The sequence below is a fragment of the Brevundimonas sp. DS20 genome (assembly GCF_001310255.1).
In the GTDB taxonomy this organism is placed as follows: domain Bacteria; phylum Pseudomonadota; class Alphaproteobacteria; order Caulobacterales; family Caulobacteraceae; genus Brevundimonas; species Brevundimonas aurantiaca.
The window spans coordinates 2,136,736-2,152,304 of sequence record NZ_CP012897.1; the positions used below are offsets into that span (position 1 = coordinate 2,136,736).

A 15,569-nucleotide genomic window follows, 5' to 3' on the forward strand; every position below is an offset into this window, starting at 1 on the left:
TACAGCGGGCGGTAATACAGGCCGGTGATGGCGCGGGCGGCGAACATGGGTTCTGGATAAGGCGCAGCGTTGACCGGCGTCAAGCCTGCGCTACGAAGACGGGATGCGTCTGCCCCTGATCCCGCACCCGACCTGTTCCCCCGCCGGGCTGACGCTGGAGGTCGAGGCGCGGCGGGCGGGGCGGGTGTTGAGCCTGGAGTATCTGTTGGCCGGTGCGGTCGAGATGGTGCGCTGGCCGCAGGCGGCGGCGCGGGTGCGGACGGACGAGCTGTGGCGGACGACCTGTTTCGAGGCCTTCGTGCGGACGGAGGGCGGCTATGTCGAATATAATCTGTCGCCGTCGGGGGCCTGGGCGGCCTATCGGTTCGACGGCTATCGCGAGGGGATGCGGGGGCTGGAGATCGCGGCGCCCTTCATCGTCACGCGCATGGCCCAGGGGCGGTTCGTTCTGACGGTCGATGTGGAGCTGCCCGAGGATGCGACGGGGCCGGTCGGGCTGACGGCAGTGGTCGAGGGTCTGGACGGGGCGATCGCCTATTGGGCCCTGGCGCATCCATCGGATAAGCCGGACTTTCATCATCCCGACTCGTTCGCGCTGGAACTGCCATGAATTTCGGTCTCGACCGCCTGCTGTCCGACGACGCCCTGAGGGGGCAGCTGAAGGGGCGGCGCGTGGCCTTGCTGGCGCACCCGGCCTCGGTGACGAAGGACCTGGGTCATGCGGTGGACGCCCTGGCCGCCTGTCCCGAGATCGAGCTGACCGCCGCCTTCGGGCCGCAGCACGGGATGAAGGGCGATCTGCAGGACAATATGATGGAGAGCCCGGATTATCGCGATCCGGTGCACGGCTTCCCCGTCTTCAGCCTGTACGGCGAGGTGCGGCGGCCCAAGGACGAGTGGATGGAGACGTTCGACGTCGTCCTGATCGACCTGCAGGACCTGGGCTGCCGCATCTACACCTATGTGACGACGCTTCTATATGTGCTGGAGGCGGCGGCGAAACACGGCAAGTCGGTCTGGGTGCTGGACCGGCCCAATCCGGCGGGGCGGCCGGTCGAGGGGATGACGCTGAAGCCCGGCTGGGAGAGTTTCGTCGGGGCCGGGCCGATGCCGATGCGGCACGGCATGACGATGGGCGAACTGGGCCTGTGGTTCATCGACCGGTTCAGGCTGGATGTGGACTACCGCGTCGTGGAGATGCAGGGCTGGGCCCCCGAGGCGGGGCCGGGCTTCGGCTGGCCACTGGGCGAGCGGGCCTGGGTCAATCCCAGCCCCAATGCGCCGAACCTGAGCATGGCCCGCTGCTACGCCGGGACGGTGATGCTGGAGGGGGCGACCCTGTCGGAAGGCCGGGGCACGACCCGGCCGCTGGAGCTGTTCGGGGCGCCGGACATCGACGCGCGGGCGGTGATCGCCGAGATGCAGGCTCTGGCGCCGGAATGGCTGGGCGGTTGCGTGCTGCGCGACATGTGGTTCGAGCCGACCTTCCACAAGCATGTCGGCAAACTGTGCAGCGGGGTGCAGATCCATGTCGATCACCCCGGCTATGACCACGCCGCCTTCAGGCCGTGGCGGGTGCAGGCCCTGGGCTTCAAGGCGATCCGGCGGCTGTATCCCGACTACGATCTGTGGCGGGATTTTCCGTATGAATATGCGTTCGGGAAACTGCCCATCGACGTGATCAACGGCGGACCGGGTCTGCGGGAATGGGTGGACGACGCGCCGGCGGGGCCGGGCGATCTGGAGGCGGCGACGCGGCCGGATGAGGCGGCGTGGGAAGAGGCGCGGCGGGGGTTCCTGCTGTATTGATTTCACCTCTCGTCATCCTCGCCCTTGTGGCGAGGATCCAGACTCCCGGTGTTTGCCGTGTGTGCACGCTGTCCAAACACCGGGAGTCTGGATCCTCGGGACAAGCCCGAGGATGACGGAGAGGGCGAAGGCGGGGTGGCTGAGCTTGGGAAGGGGCGAGGCGGGCGTTCCTGTTGGATTGATGTCGCTTTTCGTCATCCTCGGGCTTGACCCGAGGATCGAGCGTTGAGGCGCGTGTGCGTCTGTTCCGGCGCAATGCGGCGAATAATCCGGTCCTCGGGTCGAGCCCGAGGATGACGGGGTTGGGCGGGGTGATGGATATAACCAAAATCTATCGCTCGCCTGCAAATAAGTGATTGGGCTTATCTGCTGCGGTGCGGTAAGAAGCGGGCCTCCCCAACCTCCCAACGGAATGGAAGCCCTGCATGGCCCTCATCAACACGACCATCAAACCCTTCACGGCCGAGGCCTATAAGGACGGCAAGTTCCTGACCGTCACCGAGGCCGATGTGGCGGGCAAGTGGGCGATCTTCTTCTTCTATCCGGCCGATTTCACCTTCGTCTGCCCGACCGAGCTGGAAGACCTGGCGGACAACTACGCCGAGTTCCAGAAGCTGGGCGTCGAGATCTATTCGGTGTCGACCGACACCCACTTCTCGCACAAGGCCTGGCACGACTCCTCGCCGGCCATCGGCAAGATCACCTACACCATGCTGGGCGATCCCTCGGGCCTGGTGACCAACAACTTCGACGCCATGCGTCCGGGCGTGGGCCTGGCCGATCGTGCGACCTTCCTGGTCGATCCGGACGGCGTGATCCAGTTCACCGAGACCACCTCGGAAGGCATCGGCCGCAACGCCGCCGAACTGCTGCGCAAGGTCAAGGCCGCGCAATATGTGCGCGCGCATCCGGGTGAAGTCTGCCCGGCCAAGTGGGAAGAAGGCGAAGCCACCCTGGCGCCGTCGCTCGACCTCGTCGGCAAGATCTAAGACTGAACGCCTATCGGGTCCGGCCTTCGGGTCGGACCCAACCGGCCGCCGCCCTGTCTCGTGGGGGCCGGACCCTATCGCGCAAGCCTCGCCGGGATCGGCTCGAAGGCGGCGCGTCACCCTGGAATTCGAGGACTGCCCCATGCTGGACGCCAATCTGAAATCTCAGCTCGAGAGCTACCTCAAGAACATCGTCCATCCGGTCGAACTGATCGCGTCGCTGGGCGCGGGGCCCAAGTCGCAGGAGCTGAAGACCCTGCTGGAGGAGATCGTCTCGGTCTCGCACGGCAAGGTCGAGATGGGCCGCGACTATGACGACGAACGCCAGCCCAGCTTCCTGATCCGCAGGAAGGGCACCGACATCGGGGTGCGGTTCGCGGGGATTCCTCTGGGCCACGAGTTCACCTCGCTGGTGCTGGCCCTGCTGCACGTCGGCGGCCATCCGTCCAAGGCGGCGCAGGAGGTGATCCAGCAGGTCAAGGATCTGGAGGGCGACTATGTGTTCGAGACCTATTTCTCGCTGTCGTGCCAGAACTGCCCCGACGTGGTGCAGGCCCTGAACCTGATGAGCGTGCTGAACCCGCGCATCAAACACGTCGCCATCGAAGGCGGCCTGTTCAAGGACGAGGTGGACGAGCGCAAGATCATGGCCGTGCCGACGGTCTTCCTGAACGGCGAACTGTTCGGCCAGGGCCGGATGGAGCTGGAGCAGATCGTCGCCAAGTTGGATTCGGGCGCCGAGGCGCGGGCCGCCGAGCGGCTGAAGGCCAAGGACCCGTTCGACGTGCTGGTGGTCGGCGGCGGACCGGCCGGGGCGGCGGCCGCCATCTATACGGCGCGCAAGGGCATCCGCACCGGCATCGTGGCCGAACGGTTCGGCGGCCAGGTGCTGGACACCATGGCGATCGAGAACTTCATCTCGGTGCCCCATACCGAGGGGCCGAAACTGGCCGCCCATCTGGAGCAGCATGTCCGCGAATATGAGGTGGACCTGATGAACCTGCAGAAGGCGGCCAAGCTGATCCCGGCCAAGGTTCCGGGCGGTCTGCACGAGGTGGTGCTGGAGAACGGCGCCAGTCTGAAGTCGCGCACCGTCATCCTGTCGACCGGCGCCCGCTGGCGCCAGATGAACGTGCCGGGCGAGGACCAGTACAAGAACAAGGGTGTGGCCTATTGCCCGCACTGCGACGGGCCGCTGTTCAAGGGCAAGCGGGTGGCGGTGATCGGCGGCGGAAACTCCGGCGTCGAGGCGGCCATAGACCTGGCGGGCATCGTGGCCCATGTGACCCTGATCGAATACGACAGCGAGCTGCGGGCCGATGCGGTGCTGCAGAGGAAGCTGGCGACCCTGCCGAACGTGCGGATCGTCACCTCGGCCCTGACGACCGAGGTGCGCGGCGACGGCGAGAAGGTGACGGGCCTGGTCTACAAGGACCGCAACTCCGACGCCCATCACGACGTCGATCTGGAAGGCGTCTTCGTCCAGATCGGCCTGGTGCCGAACACCGAATGGCTGCACGGCGCCGTCGCCCTGACGACGCGCGGCGAGATCGAAGTGGATCACCGGGGCGAGACGTCTCAGCCAGGCGTCTTCGGGGCGGGCGACGTGACGACCGTGCCCTATAAGCAGATCGTGGTGGCGATGGGTGAGGGCTCCAAGGCAGGGCTGGCCGCCTTCGACTATATGATCCGCACCGTCCCGGCCGAAGAGGCGGTCGAGGCGGCCTGACGTCCAGGGCGGTTTTCGCTGTAAGGCGAACCGTGTAAGCGCAGGCCAGGTTTAAGGCGGAGCGCGATATGACGGCGGCATCCTCGGGCCGGCTGTGGGGCGTCGCCTCCGGCCTGGGCGCAGGCGCGATGTGGGGGCTGGTCTTCCTGGCGCCGAAGTTTGCGCCCGAGGCCTCGCCCCTGCTGCTGACCGCCGGGCGGTATCTGGCCTATGGGCTGATCGCCGCCGTCCTGATCGCCCCGCGCTGGCGGCGGCTGGCGCCCTTGATCGAGGCGCGGACATGGCGCGCCCTGGTCTGGCTGAGCCTGGCGGGCAATCTGGTCTATTTCGCCTTTGTCGTGGTCGCGGTGCATCTGGCCGGGGTGGCGGCCTCGGCCCTGATCGTCGGCATGGTGCCGGTGGTGGTGGCCCTGTGGGGGCTGAGGGACCGCAGCGGACCGTCCCTGTCGCGCGCGGCGCCCCCCATCGTCCTGGCCGCCCTGGCGGTGGGCCTGATCGGCTGGCGGGCCCTGGCTCAGGGGGAGGCGGGGGCGGAGGGACCGACGGGGGCTCAGGCCCTGATCGGCTTGGTCTGCGCTGTGGGCGCCCTGGCGTCCTGGTCGGCCTATGCGGTGGGCAACAGCCGCTGGATGGCGCGGCTGCCTGAGGTCTCGCCCCATGACTGGTCCCTGCTGACCGGCGTCGTGACCGGCGGCCTGGCATTGATCCTGGCGGTCCCGGCGGTTTGGACCGCCCAGGACTGGAGCGGGGGGCAGTGGCTGCATCTGGCCGGGGTCTGCCTGGGCGTGGCCCTGTTGGCCTCCATCATCGGCAACGCCCTGTGGAACCAGGCCAGCCGCCGCCTGCCCCTGTCCATGCTGGGCCAGATGATCGTGTTCGAGACGGTGTTCGCCTTCGTCTACGGCTATGTCTGGGAGGGGCGGGGGCCGGCCCTGGTGGAGATACTGGCCATACTGATGATGATCGTCAGCGTCATCTGGTGCGTGCGCGCCCACGCCCCGCCACGCGGCGCGGAGGAGCCGCCGCACTGATCACGGCGTCTCAGTGCAGCTTGAGCCGACCCGAGACGCGGCGGTGCAGCAGCCGTGACAAGGCCAGGATGACGGTGCGACGGACGCCCAGAATGGCCCGGTGGTGGTCCAGGTGCAGGGCCATATAGGCCCATTTGGCGATCAACCCCTCGATCAGGAAGTTGGGTCCGCTCAGATTGCCCATCAGCGATCCCACGCCCCGGTCCCCGCCCAGCGACACCAGCGAGCCCCGGTCGCGATAGACATAGGGGCCGGGATCGCGAGCCGGGTCCGCCAGGGCCTGGGCCAGATAGGCGGCCTGTTGGGCGGCGGCCTGGGCGCGGGCGGGGACCGGGCGCCCGTCGGGGCCTGGCGCTTCGGCGCAGTCGCCCAGGGCGTAGATGTCGGGGGCGGAGGTCCGCAGCCGGTCGTCTACGACGAACTGATTGAGACGTCCCGTCGTCAGGCCGAGGTCGCGGTTGGTCTCGGCGGCCTTGACCCCTGCGGCCCAGACGATCAGGTCGGCGGGGACCGCGCCTCTGGACGTCTCCAGCCGGTCCGCATGGACGGCCTGGACCTTGGCGTCGGTCAGCAGCCTCACCCCCTTGGCCTCCAGGGCCTGGGCCGCCTTGGTCGAAACCCGTTCCGGAAGACCGCCCAGGATACGGGGCGCGGCCTCCACAATGGTGACGTCGATGTCGAACCTCTGGTCCGGCGTCAGGCCCGCAGACAGTTCGTCATGGCCTTCGATCAGTTCGGTGGACAGCTCCACCCCCGTGGCGCCGGCACCGACGATGGCGATGCTCAGCCTGCGATCATCCGAATAGGCCGCAGCCAGGAAGGCGCTGGTCAAACGTTTGTTGAAGGCCTCGGCGTCGGCGACGTCTTCCAGAAGATGGGCGTGTTCGGCGGCGCCCGGCGTGTTGAACAGGTTCGATCCGCTGCCGATCGCCAGGACCAGGGTGTTGAAGGCCAGGGTGCGCGGGGCCACCAGGACGGCGCCGTCCTGATCGTGGATTTCACCCAGGGTCAGGGTCTTGTTCGCCGGATCGAGGCCGGTCAGGTCGCCGAAGGCGAAGCTGAAATGGTTGCGGCGCGCCAGGACGGGATAGGACAGGCCCTCCTGATGGCTGTCCAGCGACCCCGCCGCCACCTCATGCAGGCTGGGCTTCCACAGGTGGAAGATGGAGCGGTCGATCAGCAGGACGCGCCGGCGCCCCTCGCGCGGTCCGAACCGACGGCCAAGGCGGGCGGCGAGCTCAAGCCCGCCTGCGCCGCCGCCGATGATGACGATGTCATGAACGGGCCGCGGCGCGGCGGCAGGGGAGGAGGAAGCGGTTTGCGTCATGGGGATCTAGCGAGGCTTTATCGGCAGGGTTCCACTGGCCCCTATGTGGACCCGGCGAGACCGTTTGTCGCGCCCGTTGACGCGATATCGGCTCTGTCTTAGCCATAAGAGGCGGCGATCCGGGCCCCTCTGGCGATCCCTTCCGATCGCGATGTCGGCCGCCTCTCGACATTGATGGAGGTAGACGTGGATTTTCTGCTGGCCGAATGGCTCGGCAAGCCCGCATGGATGTGGGTCGGCTTTATCGGAATCGTGGCCCTGCTGCTGGCGCTCGACCTGGGCGTCCTGAACCGCAAGGATCATGAAATCGGGGTTCGCGAGAGCCTGCTGCTGTCCTCGATGTACATTGCGATCGCCCTGGCGTTCGGCGGCTTCGTCTGGTGGGAGCTAGGGTCGGAAAAGGGGCTGGAATATCTGACCGGCTTTGCGATCGAAAAGAGCCTGGCGATGGACAATGTCTTCGTCATCGCCATGATCTTCGGGGCCTTTTCCATACCGCGCATCTACCAGCACCGGGTGCTGTTCTGGGGCATCGTCGGGGTGATCGTCCTGCGGGCCCTGATGATCGCGGGGGGCGCGGCCCTGGTCAGCCGCTATGAGTGGGTGCTGTATCTTTTCGCGGCCTTCCTGGTCTTTACCGGGATCAAGATGTTCGCCGCCCGTCACGAGAATGAGCAGGACATCGCCGACAATCGGCTGTTGGCTTGGCTGCGTCGCCGCCTGCCGGTGACGGAGACCTTGCACGGGCACGCCTTCTTCGTCCGACAGCCGAACAAGGCGGGCCGGACGGCGCTGCACGTCACGCCGCTGTTTCTCGCCCTGCTGATGATCGAACTGGCGGACGTGGTGTTCGCGGTGGATTCGGTGCCGGCCATCTTCGCCATCACCACCGACCCCTATATCGTCTACACCTCGAACATCTTCGCCATTCTGGGCCTGCGGGCGCTGTATTTCGCCCTTGCGGCGGTGATCCACCGCTTCGCCTATCTGAAACAGGCCCTGGCCGTGCTGCTGATCTTCATCGGCGGCAAGGTGATCGCCGCCCCCCTGTTGGGGCTGGACAAGATCCCGCCCGTCGTCTCGCTAAGCGTGACGGCGGCCATACTGGCGGCGGGGGTGGGCTATTCGCTGTGGCGGACCCGATCAGACGCCAAGCCCGTGTGAACCGAGAGGCCGGCCTGACGATCAGGCCGGCTTTTCTTCCAGCCGCTTGTCCAGATAGGCGCCGACGCGGCGATCGACGGCGGCCATATGGTCCTGCCAGAAGTGGCTGGCGCCCTCTTCCAGCTCATAGTCGATGACGATGCCCTTCTGGGTGCGCAGCTTGTTGACCACCCGCTCCACCTCGACCGGGGGGACGATGGTGTCGGCCGTGCCGTGGAGGAACAGACCCGAGGCGGGGCAGGGCGCCAGGAAGCTGAAGTCGTACATGTTGGACGGGGGCGAAACCGAGATGAAGCCGTCGGTCTCTGGCCGGCGCATCAGAAGCTGCATGCCGATATAGGCGCCGAACTGATAGCCCGCGACCCAGGTCTGGCTGGCGCCGGGATTGTTGGCCTGAAGCCAGTCCAGCGCCGTGGCCGCGTCCGCCAGCTCGCCGATGCCGGAATCGAACTCGCCCTGCGACTTGCCGACGCCGCGCGAATTATAGCGCAGGGTGGCGAAGCCGCGCTGCTGGAACAGCTGGTGCAGGGTGACGGCGACCGGGTTGTTCATATGACCGCCCGCCTTGGGATGCGGGTGCAGGATCAGGGCGATCGGGGCGTTCGGGCGCTTGCCCGGAGAATAGCGGCCTTCGATGCGGCCGGAGGCGCCGGGCAGGATGACTTCAGGCATAGGGGCTCTGGAATCCGTTCAACTGTCATTTCGCGTGAGCGTAATACTTGACCGCCGAGGTGGGACTTTCTAAGTCCCTCCGCAAGCGCGCCGCCTTTGCGAAGGCGCGGGTTCTAACACAAGAGCCCCGGAAAGCGCGCAATTTTTGAAGGTGCGATATGCGTCTGTCGACCAAGGGACGATACGCCGTGATGGCGATGGCCGATCTGGCGAAGAACGGACGCGGCGCGGGCGGGGAAATCCGGGCGGTTTCCTTAGCCGAGATCGCCGCGCGGCAGGAGATTTCGCTGAGTTACCTGGAGCAGCTGTTCGCCCGGCTGCGCAAGAGCGGCCTGGTCAAGAGCGTGCGCGGGCCCGGCGGCGGCTATCGCCTGGCCAAGGGGGCGGATGAGACGGTGGTGGCGGAAATCGTGCTGGCCGTGGACGAGCCGATCCGCGCGACCCGGTGCGTGGCGCACGGAACACCCAAGGGCTGCATGCTGGCCGGCGAGCGCTGCATCACCCACAATCTCTGGGAGGACTTGGGCGACGAGATCCATCGCTATCTGGCCGGGGTTTCGCTGGAGGATGTGGTGATGAATCGCACCGGTCGGCGACGCCAGCATGTCGATCCGCCCGTGGCGGTGGAGGCGGCGGCGTGAGCGCGGTCTATCTGGACTACAACGCCTCAGGGCTGGTGCGGCCCGAGGTTCTGGAGATCATGACCCAGGCCCTGGCCGACAACGGCAATCCGTCGGCGGTCCACGCCGCCGGCCGTCGGGCGCGGGCGCGGATCGAGACGGCGCGCGCCCAGGTCGCCGAACTGGTCGGCGCCGATCCGACGGCGGTGGTGTTCAACTCGGGCGGCACCGAGGCCAATGCGCAAGCGATCGCCAGCGCCCTGGCGGCCGGGTGCGAACGGCTGATCGTGTCGGCGACCGAACATCCGTGCGTGGCCGAGGCTGCGGCGGCGGCAGGCGCGCCGGTCGAGATTCTGCCGGTCGATGCGAACGGCTTGGTCGATCTGGCCTGGCTGGCCGAGGCCTTGGCGCGGCCCGGTCGGGCGGTGGTCGCCATCCATCATGCGAACAATGAAAGCGGCGTGATCCAGCCGATCGCGCAGGCGGCGGCCCTGGTGCGGGCCGCCGGCGGCTGGCTGCACGTCGACGCCATCCAGTCGGCGGGCAAGATCGCCGTCGATATACGGGCTCTGGATGCGGACAGCCTGACCCTGTCGGCGCACAAGCTGGGCGGTCCCCAGGGCGTCGGCGCCCTGGTCTTCAAGGAAGGCGTGTCGGGCGTGCGCATCCTGCACGGGGCGGGGCAGGAACGGGGCCTGCGCGCCGGGACCGAGAACGGGCCCGGGATCGCCGGGTTCGGCGTCGCCGCCGTTTGCGCCGCGCGCGATCTGGAGACTGTCGCGTCGCATGCGGCCTGGCGTGACGCTGCCCAGGCGCGCGTCAAGGCGGCCGGGGCGACCATCATCGGCGAGGGCGCCGATCGCCTGCCCAACACCCTGTTCCTGGCCGTCGAGGGCTGGGACAGCCCGCAACAGTTGATCACCCTGGATCTGGCCGGGATCATGGTGTCCGCCGGTTCGGCCTGTTCCTCGGGCAAGGTCAAGCCGTCCAAGACGATCAGCGCCATGGGACTGAATGGGCTGGCCACGGGGGGCGTGCGCGTCTCCGGCGGCTGGGGCACGACCGAGGGCGACTGGGCGCGGTTCGCCGACGCCTGGGTGGACGCCTGGACCAAACACAAGGCACGCGCCGCCGCGCGCGTGAGAGAGGTCGCCTGATGGCCGCCGTCAAGGAAACCATCGACACCGTCGCCGAACTGGAACGGTACAAGTACGGCTTCACCTCGGATGTGGAGCAGGAGTTCGCCCCCAGGGGGCTGAACGCCGACATCGTGCGCTTCATCTCCGAAAAGAAGGGCGAGCCGGAATGGATGCTGGAATGGCGCTTAGCCGCCTATGAACGCTGGCTGGCGATGGAGGAGCCGACCTGGGCGGCGGTTCGTTACGAGCCCGTCGATTATCAGGACCTGTTCTACTACGCCGCGCCGAAGAAGAAGGAAGGGCCGAAGTCGCTGGACGAGGTCGATCCCGAGATCCTGGACGTCTACAAGAAGCTGGGCATTCCGCTGAAGGAGCAGGAGGTTCTGGCGGGGGTGCAGGGCGCCCCGCGCGTGGCCGTGGACGCCGTGTTCGACAGCGTGTCCGTGGTCACCACCTTCAAGGAGGAGCTGGCCAAGGCGGGCGTGATCTTCATGCCGATTTCCGAGGCCTTGCGCGAATATCCTGAGCTGGTGCGGAAATATCTGGGGTCGGTGGTGCCGGTCTCGGACAACTATTTCGCGGCCCTGAACAGCGCGGTCTTTTCGGACGGGTCGTTCGTCTACATCCCGCCGGGCGTGCGCTGCCCGATGGAGCTGTCGACCTATTTCCGCATCAATGCGAGCCAGACGGGCCAGTTCGAGCGCACCCTGATCATCGCCGACAAGGGCAGCTACGTCTCGTACCTTGAGGGCTGCACCGCGCCGATGCGCGACGAGAACCAGCTGCACGCGGCCGTGGTCGAGATCGTGGCCCTGGACGACGCCGAGGTGAAATATTCGACGGTCCAGAACTGGTACCCCGGCGATGCGGAAGGGCGGGGCGGCATCTACAACTTTGTCACCAAGCGCGCCGATTGCCGGGGCGACCGGTCCAAGGTGTCCTGGACCCAGGTCGAGACCGGTTCGGCCGTCACCTGGAAATATCCGTCCTGCATCCTGAAGGGCGACGACAGCTCGGGCGAGTTCTATTCCATCGCCATCACCAACGGGCGTCAGCAGGCCGACACCGGCACCAAGATGATCCACCTGGGCAAGAACACCAAGTCGCGGATCATCGCCAAGGCGGTGTCGGCGGGTCGGTCGGACTCAACCTATCGCGGCCTGGTTTCGGTGCATCCGAAGGCGACGGGGGTGCGCAACTTCACCCAGTGCGACAGTCTGCTGATCGGCAAGGAGTGCGGCTCGCACACCATCCCCTATATCGAAGCCCGCAACGGCTCGGCCCAGCTGGAGCACGAGGCGACGACGACGCGCCTGTCGGACGATCAGCTGTTCTACGCCCAGCAGCGCGGGCTGTCGCAGGAGGAGGCGGTGGCCCTGCTGGTCAACGGCTTCGTCCGCGACGTGCTGCAGGAGCTGCCGATGGAGTTCGCCGTCGAGGCGCAGAAGCTGGTGGCGATCAGTCTGGAAGGGAGCGTGGGGTGATGGCGACGCTGTGGTATGATCCGCGCATCAGTCCTATGCGCGGGAAATCATAATGGAAACCATCGCCGTTCCGTTCGATACCGACGCCGCCGATCGGCTGAAGCGCGCTGCTGCAGAGATCGGCATGCCATTGGAAGAATTCATCGCCTCGGCCGCCGAGCAGGTTGTCACCGACGGCGAAGCGCAACTGGGAGCGCCGCTTTCGGAGGCGCAGCTCGCCTCGATCCGTCGCGGCGTCGAAGATGTCGCGGCCGGACGGGTCTATAGCCATGAAGAGGTCTTCGATGAACTGAAGGCGCGCTTCAAGCGATGAGGACCGTCCGATGGTCGAAGGAGGCCAGGGATGGGCAGAGGGAGTGGTTGGATCTGCTGGAGCAGCAGGACCCGCGCCTGACGGATCGAGCCCTGGCTGAAAGCGAAGCCTTGTCGCTGAAGCTTGGCGATCATCCCTTTCGCTATCGGCCGTCGCGATGGAGAGGATTTCGCGAAGCCAGCCTTCTACGCTGGCGCAAGGTCGTCGTCTTTCAGGTTCTGCCTGACGAGGTGGTGATCGTTTCATTTTATGACGCCCGGCAAGACCTTGCCGCCGTCCAGCCCAAGTCAGATTCGAACTAAGATGCTTTCCATCTCTAACCTCCACGTCTCCGTCGGCGACAAGCCGATCCTCAAGGGGCTGACGCTCGAAGTGCCAGCGGGGGAAGTGCACGCCATCATGGGGCCGAACGGGGCCGGAAAGTCGACCCTGGGTTACGCCCTGTCGGGCCGGCCGGGCTATGAGGCGACGGAAGGATCGGTCGAATGGGCGGGCGAGGACCTGCTGGCGCTGGAGCCGTCCGAGCGGGCGGCCAAGGGCGTCTTCCTGTCCTTCCAGTATCCGATCGAGATTCCCGGCGTCCCGGCCCTGACCTTCGTGCGGACGGCGCTGAACGCCCAGAAGCGCGCGCGGGGCGAGGAGGAGGTGGCGGCGCCGGCCTTCCTGAAGCTTGTCCGCGAAGCGTCCAAGGCGCTGAAGATGGACTTCGACATGCTGAAACGTCCTTTGAACGTCGGCTTCTCCGGCGGCGAGAAGAAGCGGATGGAGATCCTACAGATGGCCCTGCTGGAGCCGTCGCTGCTGATCCTGGATGAGACGGATTCGGGGCTGGACATCGACGCCCTGCGCATCGTGTCCGAAGGGGTGAACGCCCTGCGGTCGCCCGACCGGGCCATGCTGGTCATCACCCACTATCAGCGCCTGCTGGACTACATCAAACCGGACCGGGTCCATGTGCTGGCCGGCGGCCGCATCGTGGCCTCGGGCGGGCCGGAGCTGGCGCATCAGCTGGAGGCGGAAGGATATGACAAATATCTTCCGGAACCGGCGTGAGCGCGACCTTCGCCATCGACCTGGCCGACGCCGCCACCTTCCCATCGCGGCGGGATGAGGCGTGGAAGTACAGCGACCTAAAGCGCTGGCTTCGCGAGGCGCCTGAGCCGTCGGGCACGGCGGCGGTGGGCGCGCCGGGGCCCTTCTATGACCTGGGCGGCGAGGCTGTCGTCTTCGCCAACGGGCGGGCCGTGGGCGTGACCGACTTCATCGCCTCGGGCGAGCAGACGCTGCGGCTGCGCTACATCTCCGACGCCGTGGGAACGGGCCATACGGCGAGTGCGCGGGTGGCGGCGCGGGCGGGCGCCAAGCTGCTGCTGCTGGAGACGCATGAGGGGGCGGGCTCGGCCTATGTCGCCCACAGTACGCTGGAGCTGGATGTGGCGGCCGGGGCCGAGGTGACGCGCGTCGTCCTGGTCGAGGAGCCGGAGGACGCCATTTCCGTGTCCGAGGCCCATGTGAAGGTCGAGGCGGGCGGCGTCTATCGCCAGACCGTCATCGCCACCGGGGCTAGGCTGCAACGGATCGAGACCCGGATTTCCCATTTCGCCCAGGGCGCCCAGGTCCAGGCCGACGGCCTGTATCTGCTGAACGGATCGCGCCACGCCGACCTGACCAGCGTGGTGCGGCACATGGAGCATGACGGCGCGACCTCGCAGCTGATCAAGGGTGTGGCGCGCGACACGGCGCGGGGCGTCTTCCAGGGCAAGATCGTGGTCGAGCGCGGGGCGGACGGCACGGATGCGCGGATGGGTCACCACGCCCTGATCGCCAGCGAACGGGCCGAGATCGACGCCAAGCCGGAACTGATCATCTATGCCGACGACGTGCAGTGCGCCCACGGCAATACGGTGGGGGCGCTGGACGAGAGCGCCCTGTTCTACATGGAGCAGCGCGGCATTCCGGCCGAGGAAGCCCGCGCCCTGCTGACCCAGGCCTTCCTGATCGAGGTCATCGATCGGATCGAGCATGAGGGCGCGAGAGAGGTGGCGCGGGAATGGCTGACGGCTCGGTTGTGACTACCTTCGATCCCTATGCCGTCCGGGCGCAGTTCCCGATCCTGTCGCGACAGGTGAACGGCAGGCCGCTGGTCTATCTGGACAATGCGGCCTCGGCCCAGAAGCCGCGCGCGGTGATCGATGCCCTGACAGCGACGATGGAGGGCGGCTACGCCAATGTCCACCGCGGGCTGCACACCCTGTCGAACGAGGCGACCGAGGCCTTCGAGCAGGCCCGCGAGATCGTGGCTCGCTTCCTGAACGCCGAGAGCCCCGAACAGGTCGTCTGGACCAAGGGCGGCACCGAGGCGATCAATCTGGTGGCCAATGGGCTGGGGCTTCAAATCCAACCGGGCGACGAGATCATCGTCTCGGAGATGGAGCATCACTCCAACATCGTGCCCTGGCATCTGCTGCGGGAGCGGCGCGGGGCGGTGATCAGATGGATCCCGGTCAGGGACGACGGCTCGCTGGACATGGCGGCCTATGCCGACCTGCTGGGGCCCAAGACGCGGATGGTCGCCGTCACCCATATGTCGAACGTGCTGGGGACCATCAATCCCGTCGCCGAGATCAGCCGTCTGGCCCATGCGGCCGGGGCGCAGGTGCTGATCGACGGGTGCCAGGGGGCGGTCCATGCGACGCCGGACGTGCAGGCGATCGACTGCGACTTCTATGTGCTGACCGGCCACAAGCTGTTCGGTCCGACCGGCATCGGCGCCCTGTACGGCAAGGCCGAGGCGCTGGAGGCCCTGCCGCCCTATCAGGGCGGGGGCGAGATGATCGAGACGGTCGAGCAGGACCGCGTAACCTACGCCAAGCCGCCCCATCGGTTCGAGGCGGGGACGCCGCCCATCCTGGAGGCCATCGGCCTGGGCGTGGCGCTGAAATGGTTGGCCCAATATGATCGGGCGGCGGTTCAGGCGCATGAGCATGCGCTGTACCAGCATGCGGTTGATCGCCTGCGGGGGCAGAACTGGCTGCGGATCCTGGGTCAGGCGGAAGGCAAGGGCGCGATCCTGACCTTCGCCGTCGAGGGCGCCCACGCCCACGATGTGGCCCAGATCATGGACCGTTACGGGGTGGCGGTGCGGGCCGGACTGCACTGCGCCGAGCCCTTGGCGAAAAGAATGGGGGTGACGTCGAGCACCCGCGCCTCCTTCGCCCTATATAACACCGTGGAGGATGCCGACGCCTTCGTTGATGCGCTGATCAAGGCGCGGAACTTCTTCGTGTAACGC

The 15,569-nt window shown here is 67.0% G+C and carries 16 protein-coding genes; 14 read left to right on the top strand and 2 right to left on the bottom strand.

The features are described 5' to 3' along the window. The first annotated feature begins 103 nt into the window (after positions 1–103). From JL11_RS10405 to JL11_RS10425, 5 genes are all read left to right on the top strand, one after another. Positions 104–610, top strand: a complete 507-nt coding sequence (locus JL11_RS10405; RefSeq protein WP_054765615.1) for a DOMON-like domain-containing protein — start codon at positions 104–106, stop codon at positions 608–610. Continuing rightward, complete coding sequence (locus JL11_RS10410) at positions 607–1,809, top strand: exo-beta-N-acetylmuramidase NamZ family protein (RefSeq protein WP_054765616.1); 1,203 nt, start codon at positions 607–609, stop codon at positions 1,807–1,809. Before JL11_RS10405 ends, JL11_RS10410 begins: the two co-directional genes overlap by 4 nt. A 425-nt stretch (positions 1,810–2,234) precedes the next feature. Beyond that, positions 2,235–2,798: an alkyl hydroperoxide reductase subunit C gene (gene ahpC, locus JL11_RS10415; RefSeq protein ID WP_054765617.1), complete on the top strand. Its 564-nt coding sequence runs from the start codon at positions 2,235–2,237 to the stop codon at positions 2,796–2,798. Between the two features lie 142 nt (positions 2,799–2,940). Then, the gene (gene ahpF, locus JL11_RS10420) at positions 2,941–4,527 is read left to right on the top strand and encodes an alkyl hydroperoxide reductase subunit F (RefSeq protein WP_054765618.1); all 1,587 of its coding nucleotides are present in this window, start codon (positions 2,941–2,943) and stop codon (positions 4,525–4,527) included. A gap of 68 nt (positions 4,528–4,595) precedes the next feature. Next, positions 4,596–5,558 carry a DMT family transporter gene (locus tag JL11_RS10425; RefSeq protein ID WP_054765619.1) on the top strand — a complete coding sequence of 321 codons (963 nt, stop codon included), beginning with the start codon at positions 4,596–4,598 and terminating at the stop codon, positions 5,556–5,558. A gap of 10 nt (positions 5,559–5,568) precedes the next feature. Here the strand turns inward: JL11_RS10425 and JL11_RS10430 are convergent, their stop codons facing one another. After that, a complete protein-coding gene (locus JL11_RS10430; RefSeq protein WP_054765620.1) occupies positions 5,569–6,885 on the bottom strand; it encodes an NAD(P)/FAD-dependent oxidoreductase in 1,317 nt (438 codons plus the stop codon). A 186-nt stretch (positions 6,886–7,071) separates the two neighbouring features. Between JL11_RS10430 and JL11_RS10435 the strand changes: the two genes are divergently transcribed. After that, positions 7,072–8,049 carry a TerC family protein gene (locus tag JL11_RS10435; RefSeq protein WP_054766926.1) on the top strand — a complete coding sequence of 326 codons (978 nt, stop codon included), beginning with the start codon at positions 7,072–7,074 and terminating at the stop codon, positions 8,047–8,049. A gap of 21 nt (positions 8,050–8,070) precedes the next feature. On the opposite strand, the gene JL11_RS10440 is transcribed toward JL11_RS10435, so the two are convergent. Continuing rightward, complete coding sequence (locus JL11_RS10440; RefSeq protein ID WP_054765621.1) at positions 8,071–8,721, bottom strand: alpha/beta hydrolase; 651 nt, start codon at positions 8,719–8,721, stop codon at positions 8,071–8,073. 158 nt (positions 8,722–8,879) lie between these two features. On the opposite strand from JL11_RS10440, the gene JL11_RS10445 reads away from it, so the two are divergent. Genes JL11_RS10445 through JL11_RS10480 form a run of 8 tightly spaced genes read left to right on the top strand, consistent with a single transcriptional unit; the run spans position 8,880 to position 15,566 of the window. Then, complete coding sequence (locus tag JL11_RS10445) at positions 8,880–9,362, top strand: Rrf2 family transcriptional regulator (protein WP_054765622.1); 483 nt, start codon at positions 8,880–8,882, stop codon at positions 9,360–9,362. Continuing rightward, positions 9,359–10,498, top strand: a complete 1,140-nt coding sequence (locus tag JL11_RS10450; protein WP_054765623.1) for a cysteine desulfurase family protein — start codon at positions 9,359–9,361, stop codon at positions 10,496–10,498. Before JL11_RS10445 ends, JL11_RS10450 begins: the two co-directional genes overlap by 4 nt. After that, entirely contained in the window at positions 10,498–11,964 is a 1,467-nt protein-coding gene (sufB, locus tag JL11_RS10455) for a Fe-S cluster assembly protein SufB (protein WP_054765624.1), read from the top strand. The genes JL11_RS10450 and sufB overlap by 1 nt, the downstream gene beginning before the upstream one ends. A 52-nt stretch (positions 11,965–12,016) precedes the next feature. Further along, positions 12,017–12,277, top strand: a complete 261-nt coding sequence (locus tag JL11_RS10460) for a hypothetical protein (protein ID WP_054765625.1) — start codon at positions 12,017–12,019, stop codon at positions 12,275–12,277. A gap of 47 nt (positions 12,278–12,324) precedes the next feature. Next, positions 12,325–12,579, top strand: coding sequence for a type II toxin-antitoxin system RelE/ParE family toxin (locus JL11_RS10465; RefSeq protein WP_054765626.1), 255 nt, complete (start codon positions 12,325–12,327; stop codon positions 12,577–12,579). A gap of 1 nt (position 12,580) precedes the next feature. After that, positions 12,581–13,330: a Fe-S cluster assembly ATPase SufC gene (sufC, locus tag JL11_RS10470; RefSeq protein ID WP_054765627.1), complete on the top strand. Its 750-nt coding sequence runs from the start codon at positions 12,581–12,583 to the stop codon at positions 13,328–13,330. Then, positions 13,327–14,349: a Fe-S cluster assembly protein SufD gene (sufD, locus tag JL11_RS10475; RefSeq protein WP_054765628.1), complete on the top strand. Its 1,023-nt coding sequence runs from the start codon at positions 13,327–13,329 to the stop codon at positions 14,347–14,349. Before sufC ends, sufD begins: the two co-directional genes overlap by 4 nt. Further along, complete coding sequence (locus JL11_RS10480; RefSeq protein WP_054765629.1) at positions 14,328–15,566, top strand: aminotransferase class V-fold PLP-dependent enzyme; 1,239 nt, start codon at positions 14,328–14,330, stop codon at positions 15,564–15,566. Before sufD ends, JL11_RS10480 begins: the two co-directional genes overlap by 22 nt. The last annotated feature ends 3 nt before the right edge of the window (positions 15,567–15,569 follow it).

Coding starts and splice junctions, on each gene's coding strand:
- JL11_RS10425 (WP_054765619.1), top strand. CDS start 4,596: ATGACGGCGGCATCCTCGGGCCGGCTGTGGGGCGTCGCCTCCGGCCTG.
- JL11_RS10410 (WP_054765616.1), top strand. CDS start 607: ATGAATTTCGGTCTCGACCGCCTGCTGTCCGACGACGCCCTGAGGGGG.
- ahpC (WP_054765617.1), top strand. CDS start 2,235: ATGGCCCTCATCAACACGACCATCAAACCCTTCACGGCCGAGGCCTAT.
- JL11_RS10460 (WP_054765625.1), top strand. CDS start 12,017: ATGGAAACCATCGCCGTTCCGTTCGATACCGACGCCGCCGATCGGCTG.
- JL11_RS10440 (WP_054765621.1), bottom strand. CDS start 8,721: ATGCCTGAAGTCATCCTGCCCGGCGCCTCCGGCCGCATCGAAGGCCGC.
- JL11_RS10445 (WP_054765622.1), top strand. CDS start 8,880: ATGCGTCTGTCGACCAAGGGACGATACGCCGTGATGGCGATGGCCGAT.
- sufC (WP_054765627.1), top strand. CDS start 12,581: ATGCTTTCCATCTCTAACCTCCACGTCTCCGTCGGCGACAAGCCGATC.
- JL11_RS10480 (WP_054765629.1), top strand. CDS start 14,328: ATGGCTGACGGCTCGGTTGTGACTACCTTCGATCCCTATGCCGTCCGG.
- JL11_RS10430 (WP_054765620.1), bottom strand. CDS start 6,885: ATGACGCAAACCGCTTCCTCCTCCCCTGCCGCCGCGCCGCGGCCCGTT.
- ahpF (WP_054765618.1), top strand. CDS start 2,941: ATGCTGGACGCCAATCTGAAATCTCAGCTCGAGAGCTACCTCAAGAAC.
- JL11_RS10405 (WP_054765615.1), top strand. CDS start 104: ATGCGTCTGCCCCTGATCCCGCACCCGACCTGTTCCCCCGCCGGGCTG.
- sufB (WP_054765624.1), top strand. CDS start 10,498: ATGGCCGCCGTCAAGGAAACCATCGACACCGTCGCCGAACTGGAACGG.